Annotated in this window: 16 protein-coding genes and 1 pseudogene; 7 read left to right on the forward strand and 10 right to left on the reverse strand. The window is 73.2% G+C overall.

Annotated features, from left to right (window positions below):
• Nucleotides 1–160: 160 nt before the first annotated feature.
• On the reverse strand, nucleotides 161–1,084 hold the full coding sequence (locus tag ACZ303_RS24990; RefSeq protein WP_467342537.1) for a MurR/RpiR family transcriptional regulator: 924 nt from the start codon (nucleotides 1,082–1,084) through the stop codon (nucleotides 161–163).
• A gap of 213 nt (nucleotides 1,085–1,297) precedes the next feature.
• Here ACZ303_RS24990 and ACZ303_RS24995 point away from each other — a divergent pair, with 213 nt between their 5' ends.
• Complete coding sequence (locus ACZ303_RS24995) at nucleotides 1,298–1,840, forward strand: GNAT family N-acetyltransferase (RefSeq protein ID WP_467342538.1); 543 nt, start codon at nucleotides 1,298–1,300, stop codon at nucleotides 1,838–1,840.
• A gap of 107 nt (nucleotides 1,841–1,947) precedes the next feature.
• Here ACZ303_RS24995 and ACZ303_RS25000 read toward each other — a convergent pair whose 3' ends face one another.
• Nucleotides 1,948–2,367 carry a DUF7144 family membrane protein gene (locus ACZ303_RS25000; RefSeq protein ID WP_467342540.1) on the reverse strand — a complete coding sequence of 140 codons (420 nt, stop codon included), beginning with the start codon at nucleotides 2,365–2,367 and terminating at the stop codon, nucleotides 1,948–1,950.
• Between the two features lie 423 nt (nucleotides 2,368–2,790).
• On the opposite strand from ACZ303_RS25000, the gene ACZ303_RS25005 reads away from it, so the two are divergent.
• Entirely contained in the window at nucleotides 2,791–3,309 is a 519-nt protein-coding gene (locus tag ACZ303_RS25005) for a potassium channel family protein (protein WP_467342542.1), read from the forward strand.
• Nucleotides 3,306–4,292 (forward strand): hypothetical protein, encoded by a 987-nt coding sequence (locus ACZ303_RS25010; RefSeq protein ID WP_467342544.1) that lies wholly within the window; start codon nucleotides 3,306–3,308, stop codon nucleotides 4,290–4,292. The genes ACZ303_RS25005 and ACZ303_RS25010 overlap by 4 nt, the downstream gene beginning before the upstream one ends.
• A 39-nt stretch (nucleotides 4,293–4,331) precedes the next feature.
• Here ACZ303_RS25010 and ACZ303_RS25015 read toward each other — a convergent pair whose 3' ends face one another.
• The 3 genes from ACZ303_RS25015 to ACZ303_RS25025 all read right to left on the reverse strand — a co-directional run bounded on the left by ACZ303_RS25015 (nucleotide 4,332) and on the right by ACZ303_RS25025 (nucleotide 6,330).
• Complete coding sequence (locus ACZ303_RS25015; RefSeq protein ID WP_467342545.1) at nucleotides 4,332–4,811, reverse strand: NUDIX hydrolase; 480 nt, start codon at nucleotides 4,809–4,811, stop codon at nucleotides 4,332–4,334.
• Between the two features lie 50 nt (nucleotides 4,812–4,861).
• The gene (locus ACZ303_RS25020; protein WP_467342547.1) at nucleotides 4,862–5,467 is read right to left on the reverse strand and encodes a hypothetical protein; all 606 of its coding nucleotides are present in this window, start codon (nucleotides 5,465–5,467) and stop codon (nucleotides 4,862–4,864) included.
• A gap of 65 nt (nucleotides 5,468–5,532) precedes the next feature.
• Nucleotides 5,533–6,330, reverse strand: coding sequence for a glutamate racemase (locus ACZ303_RS25025; protein WP_467342548.1), 798 nt, complete (start codon nucleotides 6,328–6,330; stop codon nucleotides 5,533–5,535).
• Nucleotides 6,331–6,406: 76 nt separating this feature from the next.
• Between ACZ303_RS25025 and ACZ303_RS25030 the strand changes: the two genes are divergently transcribed.
• Nucleotides 6,407–7,567: a glycosyltransferase gene (locus tag ACZ303_RS25030; protein ID WP_467342679.1), complete on the forward strand. Its 1,161-nt coding sequence runs from the start codon at nucleotides 6,407–6,409 to the stop codon at nucleotides 7,565–7,567.
• A gap of 15 nt (nucleotides 7,568–7,582) precedes the next feature.
• Here ACZ303_RS25030 and ACZ303_RS25035 read toward each other — a convergent pair whose 3' ends face one another.
• The 4 genes from ACZ303_RS25035 to ACZ303_RS25050 all read right to left on the reverse strand — a co-directional run bounded on the left by ACZ303_RS25035 (nucleotide 7,583) and on the right by ACZ303_RS25050 (nucleotide 12,760).
• Nucleotides 7,583–8,878, reverse strand: coding sequence for a TerD family protein (locus tag ACZ303_RS25035; RefSeq protein ID WP_467342549.1), 1,296 nt, complete (start codon nucleotides 8,876–8,878; stop codon nucleotides 7,583–7,585).
• 103 nt (nucleotides 8,879–8,981) lie between these two features.
• A complete protein-coding gene (locus ACZ303_RS25040; protein WP_467342551.1) occupies nucleotides 8,982–10,370 on the reverse strand; it encodes a DUF6777 domain-containing protein in 1,389 nt (462 codons plus the stop codon).
• Between the two features lie 82 nt (nucleotides 10,371–10,452).
• Nucleotides 10,453–11,862, reverse strand: a complete 1,410-nt coding sequence (locus ACZ303_RS25045; RefSeq protein ID WP_467342552.1) for a serine/threonine-protein kinase — start codon at nucleotides 11,860–11,862, stop codon at nucleotides 10,453–10,455.
• Between the two features lie 133 nt (nucleotides 11,863–11,995).
• The gene (locus ACZ303_RS25050) at nucleotides 11,996–12,760 is read right to left on the reverse strand and encodes a DUF72 domain-containing protein (protein ID WP_467342554.1); all 765 of its coding nucleotides are present in this window, start codon (nucleotides 12,758–12,760) and stop codon (nucleotides 11,996–11,998) included.
• Between the two features lie 54 nt (nucleotides 12,761–12,814).
• Between ACZ303_RS25050 and ACZ303_RS25055 the strand changes: the two genes are divergently transcribed.
• From ACZ303_RS25055 to ACZ303_RS25065, 3 genes and pseudogenes are all read left to right on the forward strand, one after another.
• Entirely contained in the window at nucleotides 12,815–13,258 is a 444-nt protein-coding gene (locus ACZ303_RS25055; RefSeq protein WP_467342680.1) for an HIT family protein, read from the forward strand.
• Nucleotides 13,259–13,403: 145 nt separating this feature from the next.
• A pseudogene (locus ACZ303_RS25060) lies at nucleotides 13,404–14,051 on the forward strand (phosphoribosyltransferase); the annotation flags it as partial.
• 48 nt (nucleotides 14,052–14,099) lie between these two features.
• Complete coding sequence (locus ACZ303_RS25065) at nucleotides 14,100–14,369, forward strand: DUF1876 domain-containing protein (protein WP_467342555.1); 270 nt, start codon at nucleotides 14,100–14,102, stop codon at nucleotides 14,367–14,369.
• 74 nt (nucleotides 14,370–14,443) lie between these two features.
• Here ACZ303_RS25065 and ACZ303_RS25070 read toward each other — a convergent pair whose 3' ends face one another.
• Nucleotides 14,444–15,733 carry an MFS transporter gene (locus ACZ303_RS25070; RefSeq protein WP_467342557.1) on the reverse strand — a complete coding sequence of 430 codons (1,290 nt, stop codon included), beginning with the start codon at nucleotides 15,731–15,733 and terminating at the stop codon, nucleotides 14,444–14,446.
• Nucleotides 15,734–15,752 lie beyond the last annotated feature (19 nt).

Below are 15,752 nucleotides of genomic sequence, written 5' to 3' on the forward strand. Positions count from 1 at the left end.
CCGTCGCGAGCGCGGTACGGGGGGTTCGACCCGTCGTAGTCCCGGGCGCCACCCGTAGTAAATATATTTACCGCCAAGTAAGCAAGCGTATGAAAAAATTCATTCGCTTCCTGGGCTGTAAATGCCGAAAATCCCGGCACCACCGGGCGCCGACGCGTGATCACTGATCGAGGAAGAAGGCGTGCTGCTCGGCGGCCTGCTCGTACTTCTCCAGCCTGAGCTGGGTGCGCTCGGGGTCCGCGTCGGCCATGGCCTGGAGGATCCCCGCCGACAGGACCCCAGGGGCCGCGTAGGAGTCGAAGACGAGCCGTGACCCGGTGCCCGCCGTGAGCGCCACATCGGCCTCCTCCACGAGCGGCCCGAGCGTCTGGTCCGTGATCAGCGCGATCCGCAGCCCCGCGCTGCGCGCGGCCCGCATCGCCGCCAGGGTCTCCTTGGCGTGCCGGGGCATGGCGAACGCCAGCACCCACGTCCCGCCCGCCTCGCGCGACTGGAGCAGCGCGTCGTAGGCGACGCTGCCGCCCCGGGACACCAGGCGCACATCGGGATGGATGCGCTTGGCCGCGTACGCGAAGTACTCCGCCAGCGAGACGGAGATCCGCAGGCCCAGGATGGTCAAGGGCACGGACCTGGCGAGGTCGCGGCCGAGGTCGAGCACCTGGTCGGTGTCGGCGAGGACGTGCCGCAGGCTCTCCAGGTTGGCGATCTCGGCGTCGACGGCGGCCTGGAGACCGTTGCGGCGGTCCTCGTCCCTGCTGTCCGGCACGCCGGCGACCGTCCTGAGGGCGAGCGGCTGCAGGGCCTCCCGGAGCGCGGGGTATCCGCTGAACCCCAGGGAGGTCGCGAAGCGGGTCACCGAGGGCTGGCTGACGCCCACGCGTTCGGCGAGGTCCGTGATGGACAGGAACGCGGCCTCGGTGAGGTGGTCGGTGATGTACTGCGCGATGCGCCGTTGCGCGGGGGACAGCCGGTGGCCTCCGAACAGGGCGCGAACCCCGTCCGCGGGGGGTGGCTCACCCCCCGGGAGCCGCTTTCCCGGGGTGATCGCAGACGCCTGCGCGCGTGCCTGCTGCCCTGATGGCACCGGTGTGCCTCCTTCTCGCCTGTCCGGCTCAACATAACCCACCCACCAGGGCCCCCAGGGGCGAGCGTCCCCGAGGCGGCGGGTCCGGTCGGAGGTTCGTCGGCCGAGCCCTCGCCGGCCCGTCCGGCAGCGTGTCCGGGCGGGCCGGGAGCGGTACCTGGAGGGTGGCGAAAATGCCTGGTCACGGGCCACGGGCTGTGTTTCCATGCCGCGGTGGAGAGCGAAAGCGTCAGCACCTCCGGCGGACGTACGTTCCGTCGGGTCCGGCAGCGCACCGATGGCGACCTCGACGCGTGCGTCCGGGCGCTCGCCGCGGTCCATGAGCGCGACGGCTATCCGGTGAACTGGCCCGACCGGCCGGGCGAGTGGCTGTCACAGGCCGCCACGCTCGGGGCCTGGGTCGCGGAACTGGACGGCCGGCTCGTCGGTCACATCGGCCTGTCCAGGAGCGGGGCGGGCGATCTGGCACCCGGTCTGTGGAGCGCCCGCGAAGGGGTGGGCGGCGACGCGACCGCGGTGGTCGGCCGGTTGTTCGTCGCCCCGGAGGCACGCGGCCACGGGATCGGCGCGATGCTCATGGAGCGGGCCGTGCGGGAGGCGCGACGTCGCGGTATGCGTCCGGTGCTCGACGTGGTCGCCTCCGACACCGCGGCGACGGCCCTGTACGAGCGGCTGGGGTGGGAATTGCTGGCCACGGTGGAGCAGCGGTGGCAGCCAGACCGGACCGTGACCATCCACTGCTACGCGGCCCGCTGATCACGTCATGGGTGGGGGAAAAAAACCATCGTTCGCCGCCAGGGGCTTGACGGCTCGTCATTGACGAGAGGGATCTCGCCCGCTCGCCCGCCCGGGAGGTGCCGCGGTCATTCGAGGGAGGCGTCGTCGTGCCGGACGACGCACAGGCCCCAGATGACGAAGGCGCACAGGGCGATGGCCACGATCGACCAGAGCGGGTAGTAGGGGATGGACAGGAAGTTGGCGATCAGGAGCAGGGACGCGACGGCGACGCCGGCGATCCTGGCCCACAGGCTCAGCCTGAAGAGGCCGACGCCGACCATGATCGCCAGTATCCCGAGGAGCAGGTGGATCCAGCCCCAGCCCGTCAGGTTGAACCTGAAGACGTATTGGGGGGTGCTGACGAAGACGTCGTCGTGGACGATTCCCATGATGCCCCGGAAGACATCCAGGAAGCCCACGATCAGCATCATCACGGCGGCGAAGGCCGTCAGCCCGCCGGCCGCGGCCTGGGAATGATCGGTTCGTGGGTGGAGCGTGGATGACATGGCTGCCTCCATGGTGGGACCTCGGGCGCCGGCTGTCCGCCCCCTCGGTCGGTCTCCTCGTCGGCGCGTTCGCCTCGGGAGCCCGGCCCGTGTTCCGAGCCTCATTCCATCTTCGCCCGGCCCCTCCGATGTTCGCCACGCGGGCACGGGATCGGGCCGGCCGGGTGACCCGAAGCCGACCAGGGTGCTGAATGTCCCTTTCGTGACCTTATGGTGATCATTGCTATTGCTCGCCCGCCGGCGGACGTCGTGCCGGGATCCGGAGAGGTGCGGGGCGATCCGTACGGCGGCACCGTGACGCCCCCGACGACAGGAGCGGAGGAAGAACCGTTGACGGCGATGGGCGCCCCGGGCGCGCGAGGCGATGCCGGCGGCAGACCGCCGCCGGCAGCCGGACAGCGCCGCGGACCGGCACGTGCCGCCGTGCGCCCGCTGGTCACCGCGTGCGGACTGGTCCTCGCCTACTACCTGCTTCCCTTGGACGAGCGGTTCACGGGCGGGGCGGCCGTCGGCCTCGTCCTCGGCCTGATCTGCGTGCTCGTGCTCTTCCTCTGGCAGATCCGGTCGATCGCCCGCTCGGACCGGCCGCGGCTGCGGGCCGTCGAGACGCTCGCGACCACCGTGCCCCTGTTCCTGCTGCTCTTCGCCGCCGCCTACTACCTGCTCGAGCAGGCCCGGCCCGGCAGCTTCAACGATCCGCTCAGCCGCACCGGATCCCTGTACTTCACACTCACCGTGTTCAGCACGGTCGGCTTCGGCGACATCGTCGCGCGCTCGGAGCCGGCCCGGATCGTCACGATGATCCAGATGTTCGCCGACATCCTGCTCGTCGGGGTGGCCGCCCGTGTGCTGGTCGGCGCGGTCCGGGCGGGGCTGCGCCGCCAGGAGACCGCCGCCGCGCCCCCGCCGCCCGGCGGTTCCGGCCGTGAGGACGGCCGTTGAGCCCGGGACGACAGCTCCCCGAAGGCGGCCCGCCCGGGACCTCCGCCCGCTCCACCGGGTCGGTGAGGGTGGAGGCACAGGCCCTGCTCCCCGTCATCTGGAGCGATCCCGAGCACATGCCCGAGCAGTTGGCGTTCTTCGCCGTACGTCATTTCGGGAAGCGGGCCGCCATCGCGGTCGACAAGCGGCGGGAACGCGCGCCCGACGCCGGGCCCGGTGAACTCGGCGACGTGTGCATCATCCATGGCACACGGACGACGATCGTCGAGGGCGCCGCGGTGGGCGGGCCCTTCATGGTGCTCGTTCCCGTGAGCTTCGTGGCGGCGCTGCTGGCCCGCGCGCGGATGCTGCTCGAACTGGCCGCCGTGGCGGGCCATGACCCCGAGAGCGAGCACCGGGTCGCGGACCTGTTGTTCCTCCAGGACGTGTATCCCTCGGTCCAGGAGGCGAGCGAGGCACTGGAACGGGTGAAGCGGCACGCCTCCGGGGGACGGGGCCGGCTGCCGCGACGGACCCGGTGGTCGCTGATCGTCAGGATGGCGGCCCTCCTGGGGATCGTCGGCGGAGGCGAGGAACACGGGCGGCTCCGCCGGACCCTTTCGATCGTCTCGATCGTGGTCCTGATCCTCGTCGGAATGGTCCTGCCCCTGATCTGGCTGCCGGCCATGGCGGTGATCTACCGGCAGGACACCCGGCGACTCGGCGCCAGAGCGGTGGAGTACTACGGCACGGGCGCGCCCGGGAGCCACGACGGCCACCGGAGAAGGACCGTCCGGGTGCCGAAGGCAGCCGGTGTCCTCCCCGTGCTGAGAGTCCTCGCTCTCGCGGTGGCGCCGGTCGCCGTGGCGGCTGTGGCGGTCCTGGCGGGGGTCCGCCTCACCGGCGGGTTCTGGGGTACGGGCCTGATCGTCCTGTTCGCCGTCTCCCTGCTGGGGGCCTGCGTCTGGTTCATGCGCCGGCGACGGGGTGCTCGTAGCGGGTGACGGCTCGCCGTCCGCCAGGTCCTGCCGGGCCCCAGCGCCTCACCTCTCCCCCATCCCCTCGAACCAGGTCGGGCCCCCCTCCGTGGCCTGCTTGATGCGGGTCACCGCGAAGTCCTCCATCGGCGGCAGCGCGTCCGGCTCGAACCAGCCCACCTCCAGCGACTCGTCGTCGTTGACGCGTGCCTCGCCGCCCACCGCGCGGCACAGGAAGCAGATGTCCATGAACTGGCAGACGTCGCCGTTGGGGTAGGTGATGGGGGCCAGGGCCTGGACGAGCAGGACCCGCTCGGCCACGCAGTGGATCGCGGTCTCCTCGTGGACCTCGCGCACGATGGCGGTGCCGGGCTGCTCGCCGGGGTCGGGGATGCCTCCGATGATCGACCACTCGCCCGTGTCCGCGCGGCGGCCGAGCAGGACCCGCCCGGTGTCGTCGAGGACGATGGCGCTCACGCCGGGCATCCACAGCAGGTGGTTGCCGACGGCGGCGCGGATTTCTCGGATGTAGGGAGGGGTGGGCATGCGCCGAGCCTAATGGGCCCGGTGATCACCCCTGACCGCCCGCCCGCGGGTCAGGCGGGCGCCCCGCGGCCCGCGGCCAGGCGCAGGCCCTTGCGGATCACCTGAACGGCTGTCTCCGCGTCGTCCACGGTGACGGTGAAGGTGCGGCCGTCCCCCAGGCGGAGGACGAAGCCCTCGCCACGGCGTACGACGACGGCGGTGCCCTTCTCGGGGCGCCAGCGGTATCCCCAGCCGCCCCACTGGCGAGGGGTGACGCGGGGTGCGAAGTCCGCGTCGACGACATGGGCGAGCAGGATGCGGGTGCGCGGCACACCCATGTGGCCGCAGCGCACCTCCAGAGCCTCTTCGTCCACCCGTACGGCCACATGGACGAAGGCGAGCGTGCCGTAGAGCATCAGCAGCCCGGCCGCGACGCAGCCGACGACCGCCATGACGAGCGGGGCCAGGCTCGAGGTCCACGCGCTGTCGACGGCCAGCTCGACGCCCAGTGCCAGGCAGGCGGCGCCGGCGGCGGCCAGCAGCCACTGGGCCCGGTTGGTCGCCCGGCCGGTCCAGACTCCGGGTTCGCCACCGCCGTCGACCGGGGAAGGTGATCCGGCCGCGTCCGGCTTCCGCTCGCCCTCGTGGCCCTGCGGGCCCTTGGAGTGGTCCCTCATGCCAGGCAGCCTACTCACCTTCCGGCACGGCGGCAGGGGTGCCGAGCGGACGCTACCGGATCGGGTCAGGAACGCGCGGCGGTGACCTCGGTGAGCGACCTGCCCTCGGCATAGGTGAGCGCGGCCGGCTCCAAGGCAGCCTCACGGCCGCCGCGCAGCACCGTCAGGCCACCGGTCGGCTCCGCGTCGGGTGCGGGCGCCGCGCCGATGCGGCGCAGTGCCTGGGCGACGACGGCCGAGGCGGAGCCGTGCAGCACGACGGGCGGTGCCGCGGGTCCGAGGAGCGGCTGTACGGCCGCGCGGATGCGGTCGGCGACGAGTTCGTAATGGGTGCAGCCCAGGACGACGGCCCTTGCGTTCCGCGGCGTCAGGGCGGCGGCGGCCGCCACGGCCGCGTCGATGGCCGCGGTGTCGGCCCGCTCCACGGCGTCGGCGAGGCCGGGGCAGGGCACCTCGGTCACCTCGACGCCGGACGCGAAGTCACGGATCAGGCCGCGCTGGTAGGGGCTTCCGGTGGTGGCCGGGGTGGCCCAGATGGCGACGGGTCCGCCACCGGCCGCGGCGGGCTTGATCGCCGGGACGGTTCCGATGACCGGCAGTTCCGGTTCCAGCTCGGCCCGTATGGCGGCCAGCGCGTGGACGGAGGCGGTGTTGCAGGCGACGATCAGCGCGTCGGGGCGGTACGCGGCGGCGGCACGGGCGCAGCCCAGGGCGTGCGCGATGATGTCGTCGGTGGTGCGGGGTCCCCACGGCATGCTGTCGGGGTTGGCGGAGAGGACGAGATCGGCGTCGGGTCGCAGCCGGTGCGCGGCGGCGGCCGCCGCCAGTAGGCCGATGCCGGAGTCCATGAGCGCGATCTTCACCCGGTCACTTTAATGGATGAGCGTCGATCACCCGCGCGAAGGGCCCGTGTGCGGCAGACTGCGGCGGGTGAGCGCGCTGACTTGGATCACGTCGGGTTCCCTGGCCGCGTGGGTGTGGCTGCTGCTGGGGCAGGGCTTCTTCTGGCGGACGGACGTCCGGCTGCCGGAACGCCCGCCGCCCGCGCAGTGGCCGCCGGTGGCGATCGTGGTCCCCGCCCGGGACGAGGCCGGGGTGCTGCCGTCGAGCCTGCCGTCGCTGCTCGCACAGGACTATCCGGGCCCGGCGGAGGTCTTCCTGGTCGACGACGGCAGTACGGACGGGACCGGGGAGCTGGCCCGCGCCCTGGCGGAGGAGCTGGGCGGGCTGCCGTTGACCGTCGGCTCCCCCGGTGAGCCCGCTCCCGGCTGGACCGGCAAGCTGTGGGCGGTGCGGCACGGCATGGCGCTGGCCCGTGCCCGTACGGACGCGGAGTACCTGCTGCTGACGGACGCGGACATCGCGCACGCTCCGGACAGCCTGCGCCGACTGGTGGCGGCGGCCCGGGCGGACGGTCTGGACCTGGTGTCGCTGATGGCGCGGCTGCGGGTGGCGACGTTCTGGGAACGGCTGATCGTTCCGGCGTTCGTGTACTTCTTCGCCCAGCTGTACCCGTTCCGCTGGATCAACCGCCCGGGCGCGCGGACCGCCGCGGCGGCCGGCGGGTGCGTGCTGCTGCGGCGCGAGGCGGCGGAGCGGGCCGGGGTCCCGGACAGCATCCGGCAGGCGGTGATCGACGACGTGTCGCTGGCACGGGCGGTCCAGCGGTCCGGTGGCCGGATCTGGCTGGGGCTCGCGGAGCGGGTGGACAGCGTGCGGCCGTATCCGGGGCTCGGGCCGCTGTGGCGGATGGTCGCCCGGAGCGCGTACGCCCAGCTGCTCCACAATCCGCTGCTGCTGGCGGCGACGGTCGCCGGGATGGTGGTGGTGTATCTGGCGCCGCCGGTGGCCGTGGTGGCCGGCGCACTGACCGGCGACACCGCCGCGCTGCCGGCCGGCGCCGCCGCGTGGGCGGTGATGACCGGCACGTATCTGCCGATGCTGCGCTACTACCGGCAGTCGCCGGCGCTGGCGCCGCTGCTGCCCTTCACAGCCCTGCTGTATCTGCTGATGACCGTGGATTCGGCGCGCCGGCACTACCAGGGCCGGGGCGCGGCCTGGAAGGGGCGGACGTACGCCCGTCCCGAGGCCGCGCCCTGAGCGGGCCGCGCGGGGTCACTTGCGGCCGGGAGTCCAGTTCATGCCCCAGCCGTACTCGCGGTCGAGCGTGCGCTGCGGGCTGACGCCGCGGTCCGGGATCAGATAGCGGGCCTCGCGCTGGACGACGAGGTCACCGTCGTGGTTGGTGATGAGGGCCAGTGCGCAGACGTTGGAGGGCACGGTGCACTCGTCGAGGGAGAAGTCGATGGGCGCGCCGTGCTGCGGCTGGAGGGTGACGGTGGCGTTGAGGTTGGCGAAGCTGCGGGCGCCCTCGTAGATGGTCACGAAGACGAGGATGCGCCGGAAGTCGGCGATGTGGTCGAGGTTGACGGTCAGGTTCTCGCCGGCCGCCGACGCTCCCGTCCGGTCGTCGCCGTCGAGGTGGATGAACGGCGGCTGGTGCAGCGATCCGAAGGAGTTGCCCAGCGCCTGGACCACACCCTTGCTGCCGTCGCGGAGCTCGAACAGCGCGCCGAGGTCGAGGTCCAGGTCGGAGTGCATGGCCATGGCCTTGCCGATCCGCTGGCTCCAGCCCTTGAACTGCTTGTGCACCTGCCAGTTGAGATTGACGCGCAGCGCCCCGGACGTGCCGCCCTGCTTGGTGAGCGAGACGGCCGGCGCGTCCTTGGTGAGCGTGACCTTCGTCAGGCGCACGGGCTGGGGCGGGGCGGCGGGCGGCGCGGCGGGCGGCGGCGGTACGGGCGCCTGCGCGGGCTGTACGGGCGGTGCGGGCTGCGCGACGGGCTGTCTCGGCAGCTCGTGGGCGGGCGCGGCGGGCGCCGCCTGGGGTTCGTCGACGGTGATGCCGAAGTCGGTGGCGAGCCCCTCCAGCCCGCTGCTGTAGCCCTGGCCCACGGCCCGGAACTTCCACTCGCCCTGGCGGCGGTAGAGCTCGCCGAGGACGAAGGCGGTCTCGACCGTGGCGTCGGTGCTGTCGAACCGGGCGAGCTCGGCGCCGCTCGCCGCGTCGAGGACCCGGATGTGGAGGCCGGGCACCTGGCCGAAGGCACCGCCGTCGGCGGAGGCGGCCAGGACCACGGTCTCGATCGCGGGCTCGACCGCGGCGAGGTCGACGGAGAGGACGTCGGTCACGGTGTCGCCGCCCGGCCGCTTGCCTTCGTACCGCACGGCGCCCGAGGGGTGCGTGGCCTGGTTGTAGAAGACGAAGTCCGCGTCCGAGCGGACCTTGCCGGCCGACAGCAGCAGCGCGGAGGCGTCGACGTCCGGCGTACCGGGGGCCGGACGCCAGCCCAGCTCGATCCGCACCGCCGGTGCCGGAATCCGGACGTTGGTGCCTTTCTGCATCCCCATACTCCACCCCTGTGAACAATCGCGTCCTTGCAGGGACCCAACGTACCCTGGCGGCTTTTCCCGCCCTTCCCGGGTTACCAGGGGTTCTTCCGGGGTGGTTCGCTCAGGGGCCGGACGCGGGTGGCGGCTTGGCCGCCGACTGCCGGGGAGGCTGCGCGGGTTCGGCGGCCGTGGGCGGGTGCGCGGTGGGCGCGGCGGGTTTGGCGGCGGACGGCGGCACGGCGGGCCTCGCCACGGAGGGCGGCGGAGCCACGGGCTCGGCCGCGGTCGGCGGCTGCGGCTTGGGCGCCGTCGGCGGAGGCTTGGGCTGGGTCGGCGGAGGCTTGGGCTCGATCGGGGACTGCGGCCGGACCGCGGACGACGGAGGCTTGGGCTCGGTCGGCGACTGCGGCTTGGCCGCGGACGACGGGGGCCGGACCGCGGACGACGGAGGCTTGGCCGAGGTGGGCGGGGGCTTGACGGTCGGCGTCGAGGGGCGCCCGGCGCTCGTGGGCGGTGACACCGGCGGCTTCGTCGCGGTCGTGGGCGGCGCGGTCGGACCACCGGTGCCGGGCGAGCCGGACGACGGACCGGAGGAGGACGGATCCGAAGTCGACGAGCCGGACGTCGAAGGCGACGACGAGGACGAGGATCCGCCGGACGACGGGGCCGAGGCCGAGCCCGAGGCCCGGGGCGGCGGGTTCCAGCGGAAGACCTTGGAGTCCTCGGCACCGTCGCTGCCGACGGCGCGGTCGAACGCCTTGTCGCTCGCGAACGGGTCGACGAGCGGGATGTTCTTCACCGGGCCCTTGTCCTTCGGCCTCGGCTTGATGACGGTGACCTCCGCGCTGCTGAAGGACTCCCAGTGGACGCCCTTGTACGTCGACGCCCGCAGGTCCACGTCGCGGTCCGGCGGCGTGAGGGGGTTCCCGCAGGTGCACTTGACCGCGGGCCCCTGGTAGGGCTCGTTGAGGACCAGCACGCCCTTCTGCAGCACCGAGAGGTACTCGGTCGTACGGCCGTCGCCCTGGTAGTTGTGGTTCTTGACCAGGGTGTCGTACTCCAGGTTCACCTCGGTCAGGCCGTTGATGTGCTCGGCGATCCGCCGGTAGTCGATGTTCCGTACCGCGGCCCACGCCTTGGCCATGGCCGGGTCCTTGGTGATCTCCTTGATCAGCAGCGCCTTGTCGCACCGGGTGGCTCCGCGGGTCCCGCCGAACGCCCCACGGGCGTCCACCGCCACCTCGCCGCCGCCCCGGGACGGGGAGTTGACACCCCGCAGGTCGACATCCGGGTGCCGGAGGAACGGATCGACGCCGATCACCCCCACGGCCTCCAGGACGAGTTGAGCCGCCTTCTTCTTCTGCGCCGAGCCGCACCCGGCGACGCCCGCGCCGCCGAGCAGGGCGGACACGGTCAGCAGCGAGACGATCCGGAGCCCGCGGCGCCGGGCCGGGACGCGCCGTAAGTCCGGCGCACACTTCCGCTCCGCTCCCGCGGACAGGACAGACATCAGCCGCATGTACGCACCCCCGATAGCCGATCTGTGGTTCCTAGAGGTCCTGATGAAGGTTCGAAGGCCGAGGCGCACCGCCTCAGCTCGGCAGGCAGGTCGCCACCCAGCCCCCGCCGCACAAGGCCGTGCTCCCGGACGACGGCGGGGTGGGGTCGGTGGAGGGAGAGGGACGGACCGACGGTTCGGTGGCCGGCGAGGAGCTCTCCGGCTTGCCGCCGCCGTCCGTGGGCCGCGAGGTCTCCGTGGACACGTCGCCTCCGGACCGGCCGGTGCCCGGGTCCTCCCCGCCCCGGGCGGCCAGTACGGCGATGGCTCCGCCGCCGATGAGCAGCAGCGCGAGCAGTGAGCCGAAGAACAGGGCCACCAGGCGGCGCCGGGCGGGCGCGACCGGCGCCGTCGGCGGATAACCGCCCAGCACCACGGGGCCCCCGGCCCCCGGCCCGCCGACGGGTGTGCGCAGGGAGCCGGACTCCGTCAGCCGCCCGTACACCGGCACAGGCGGCCCGATCACCCCCATGGCGGCAACGGACGAAGGTGTCGGCATGGAGGTCGGAGCCGGTGCGGGCACGGGCGTCGGCGTCGGCGTCGGAGTCGGCGTGGCGACCGCGGTCGGTACGTACCCCCGGCCCGGCACCGCCCCCGGCCCCGCGAGCTGCGTGGGCAGGTGCCCGGCGGCGACGGCGTCGAGCATCCGCTGCGCCTCCGTCGAGCCCATGCGGGCCCGTGGGTCCTTGCGGAGCAGCCCTTCGAGCAGCGGGGCCAGCGGGCCGGCGTGCTCCGGCGTCGGCGGGTCCTCCTGGACGACGGCGTGCAGCGTGCTCAGCGCCGAGGTGCGCCGGAAGGGCGAGACGCCCTCGACGGCCGCGTAGAGGGTGGCGCCCAGCGACCACAGGTCCGACGGTGCCCCGGGGCGCTCCCCCAGCGCCCGTTCGGGTGCGAGGAAGTCCGGGGACCCGACGAGGTCGCCGGTGCGGGTGAGCGTTCCGGAGCCCTCGACCAGGGCGATGCCGAAGTCGGTGAGGACGACCCTGCCGTCGGGCTGGATCAGGACGTTGGCGGGCTTGACGTCGCGGTGCAGCACGCCCGAGCCGTGCGCGCTGCGCAACGCCTGGAGGATCATCGAGCCGACCCTTGCCGCCTGCCTGGGTTCGAGGACGCCGTCGTGCCGGAGGACGTCGGCGAGCGAGCGGCCCTCCACGAGCTCCATGACGATCCAGGGGCGGCCCTCCTGCTCGATGACGTCGTGCACCGTGATGACGTTGGGGTGGTTGACGCGGGCGGCGGCGCGGGCCTCCTGCTTCAGCCGCGCGTAGAGGACCCGTACGTCCTGATCGCTCAGGTGATCCGGGGCCCTGACCTCCTTCGCCGCGACCTCGCGGCCGAGGAGTTCGTCGACGGCGCGCCAGACCACTCCCATGCCGCCGCTGCCGAGCTGGTCGATGAGCCGGTACCGCCCGGCGAGTAAGGAATTCCGCCGCTCCCCGTCCATGTCGTACGCCCCCTCCCCCTGCGAACGGCACCCCCCTGGGCCGTGCGCATTCGGGCCACGTTGGCTGAGACGCCGCAACCCACCGTCCCGTTCCCTGCTGGGCACCATCCAATGCGTCTGTGGGCGATCGGCCTCAACTTCCTTTGCCTGGCGTGCGGCTGACGGTGCGTCCGTATGCGGATGCGGCCTGTGCGAACGCGGCGGCGTCGTGGATCGCGGCTCCGCCCGGGTCGTTGTTGAAGTAGGCGAACACCTCGGCGCGGTCGGGCCAGGTGTCGGCGATGCGCCGGACCCAGCTGGTGAGCGCCTGCCGCCCGTAGCGCGGCCATGGCCGGGCCCGTCCGCAGTGGAAGCGCACGTACCCCCATCCGGTGGTGCGCCACAGGGGCGTCACCGGCCGTGAGTCGTGGTCGGCCCAGCAGAGCGCGGCGGCGCGGTGTTCCAGCACGGAGCGGGTCTCGTCCGTCCACCACGACTCGTGCCGGGGCTCGACGGCGACCTTGATCTCCGCGGGGAAGCAGGCCAGGGCCGCGTCCAGCAGCCCGGGGTCGGCGCGGAGCGTGGGCGGCAGCTGGAGCAGCACGGGGCCGAGTCGGTCGCCCAGCCCGGCGGCGTGCCCCAGCAGACGCCCGACGGGTTCCTCGGGGTCGCGGAGCCGTTTGATGTGGGTGAGATAGCGGCTGGCCTTGACCGCCATGACGAAGCCCTCCGGCGTCCGGCCACACCAGTCGGCGAACGTCTCGGGCGACGGGAGCCGGTAGAAGGAGTTGTTGTTCTCCACCGTCGCGAACCGCTGGACGTACTCCTCCAGCCACAGCCGCTGCGGCAGGTCGGCGGGGTAGAGGACGCCGCGCCAGTCCTTGTACTGCCATCCCGAGGTTCCGACGAGGAGGGGCATGGCATGATCCTTCCCCCGGAACAGCGGATACGCCACCAGCAGGGGTGCGATGACATGGACTGCGTTTTCTGCGCGATCGCGGCGGGCGAGTCGGCCGGGCACCTGGTCTTCGCGGACGCGACGGCGGTGGCCTTCCTGGACGCCCGGCCGCTCTTTCCCGGCCATGTGCTGGTGGTGCCCAGGCTCCACGTCGAGACGCTCACCGATCTGCCGGCGGAGGAGGTGGGGCCGTTCTTCACGCGGGTGCGGTGGCTCACGGGCGCGGTGGAGCGCGGCATGGGCGCGGCCGGGTCGTTCGTGGCCGCCAACAACCGGGTGAGCCAGTCCGTACCGCACTTTCACATGCATGTCGTGCCGCGCGACCGCAAGGACGGTCTGCGGGGGTTCTTCTGGCCCCGGACGCGGTACGCGTCGGACGACGAGGCGGCGGAGGTGGCGGCGCGGGTACGGGCCGCCCTTGAAGAGGCGGGCGTCGCGGACGGCGAGGGCAGCGCTTAGACCAGGCCGCCCCCGCATGGACGATCCGCCCGAATCTGGCCATATTGGATAGAGAGCGGATGCGTGTCCGATACGGGGCGGACGCGGAGCGGATGCGGGGCCTTCCTCGCCCTCCGGAGCCGGCTACCGGGACCAGAGGTGAATCATGGAATTCCGCGACCGAGTGGACGCCGGCCGTCGGCTCGCCGAGCGGCTGGGGCACCTCCGCGGCCCCGAGACGGTCGTCCTGGGGCTGCCGCGCGGCGGTGTGCCCGTGGCGTACGAGGTGGCCCGCGCCCTGGCCGCTCCGCTCGACGTGATCCTCGTGCGCAAGCTCGGCGTGCCGCTCCACGAGGAGGTGGGGTTCGGGGCCGTCGGCGAGGACGGGATACAGGTCCTCAACAGCGAGATCATGCGGATGAGCAGGGTGAACGAGGACGACCTCGCCGAGGCGCGGCGGCACGAGGAGGTGAAGCTGGCCCAGCAGGCCGAGACCTTCCGGGCCGGCTGGCCCAGGGTGCCGCTGGAGGGCCGTACGGCCGTCGTGGTCGACGACGGTGTCGCGACCGGCGCGACGGCCATGGCCGCCTGCCGGGTGGCGCGGGCCCATGGCGCCGGCCGGGTGGTGCTGGCCGTGCCGGTGGCCGCGCCCGACGCGGCGGAGGCGCTCCGCGCCGAGGCGGACGAGCTGGTCTGCCTGATGACGCCACGGCTCTTCTTCGCGGTCGGCGAGTGGTACATGGACTTCTCCCAGACCGCGGACGAGGAGGTCGTCGATCTGTTGCGGCGCGGCAACACGGCACAGGCCGGGCCCGGCGGCCGGGACGGCGCGGGGTCATGAATCGCTGGAGGTGTGATCGCCATGGAGACGATCGTGAAGTGCAATGTCGAGATCGAGTTCCGTGAGGCCGGCGCCCTGACCCAGGCGGCGGCGGTCATGCGGATGCAGGACGGTTCGGAGGTGAGGGCGCACGGCGTCACCAACCGCCATCCGGACGACCCGAACCAGCAGCGTGTCGGCGAGGAGGTCGCGGCGGCCCGCGCGCTGCACAACCTCGTGGAGCAGCTGCTGGAGAAGGCGGGCGTCGACATCGAGGAAGTCACGCACACGCCGGCGCACCTTTCGCACTGACGCGTGCCCCACGCCCCGCCACCGAGCCCGCCCGTGACGGGGAGGGCGGTGCTCGGCGGCGCACCGGCGTCCTCTCACCTCCGCTCGGCGTCGCCCCCGGTCGTCGTCGCGCTCACCGGTTCGGCCACGGCCGGGGTGGGGTGCGGTCGGCGTGCGGTCAGGGCCAGTATCGGGACGATCGCCAGCGCGAGGACCGCCCCACCGGCCGCCAGCGCGGAGAAGCCGCTCGACGCGACCACCACGCCCGAGGCCATGCCACCGGTGGCGCCGGCGAGCGCGATGCCGACGTCGACCATGCCCTGCGTCGAGGCGCGGCGGGCGAGCGGTACCGCGTCGGTGACGATGGCCGTGCCGCTGATCAGCCCGAAGTTCCAGCCGAGGCCCAGCAGGACGAGCCCCACGGCGAGGCCCGCCATGGAGTGCGGTGGCGCCAGGGCGGCGACGACACCGGCGGCGAGCAGGGTGGCACCGGACGCGGCGGCGACCCACCTGCGGCCGAGGCGGTCGACGAGCAGGCCGGTGAGCGGGGACGGCAGGAACATCGCCCCCACATGCAGGGCGATGACCAGCCCGGCCGCCTGTGTGTCGTGCCCGTGGGCGCGCATGTGCACGGGCGTCATCGTCATGATCGCGATCATCACGAGCTGGGTGAGGACCATGACCGCCGTGCCGGTGGCGACGCCGCGCGCGTCCGTGCGGGCGGCCGGCGTCCCCTCCTCGTGCCCGGCGGCCTCCGGCGCCGGAGCGGCCGCGGCCAGGTCCCGGGCCAGCAGCAGCGGGTCGGGGCGCAGGAAGCCGCCCAGGGCGATCGCGGCCGCCGTGAAGGCGACCACGGCCAGCATGAACGGTCCCGCCAGCCGGGAGACGCCCCAGGCGTGCGCGATCTCTCCGGTGGCACCCACCAGGGTCGGACCGACGACCGCGCCGAGCGTGGTGGCGAACAGGACGGTGCTCACCGCGCGGCCGCGCCGCGCGGGCGAGGCCAGGTCCGCGCCCGCGTACCGGGCCAGCAGGTTGGTCGCGGTGCCGGCCCCGTACACCAGGAGGGAGAGGAACAGCAGCGGCACGCTGTCGAGGGCGGCCGCCGTGACGACCCCGAGGCTGCCGAGGGCGCCGACGCCGTAGCCCAGGGCCAGGCCGGGTCTGCGGCCCCAGCGCTGGCAGAGCCGGCCCACGCCCCATGCTCCGAGCGCGGCCCCGGCGGTGAACAGGGCGCTGGGCACCCCGGCGAGACCGGTCGAGCCGAGCATCTCCTCGGCGAGCAGCGCCCCGACGGTGATGCCGGCGGCGAGGCCCGCGCCGCTGAGCACCTGGGACACCACCAGAACGGTCAGGATCCGCTTCTGCTCGGGAACCTCGCTCATGGTCCGTCTGCCCTGCCCT

The organism is Streptomyces sp. NPDC023527 (assembly GCF_055560115.1).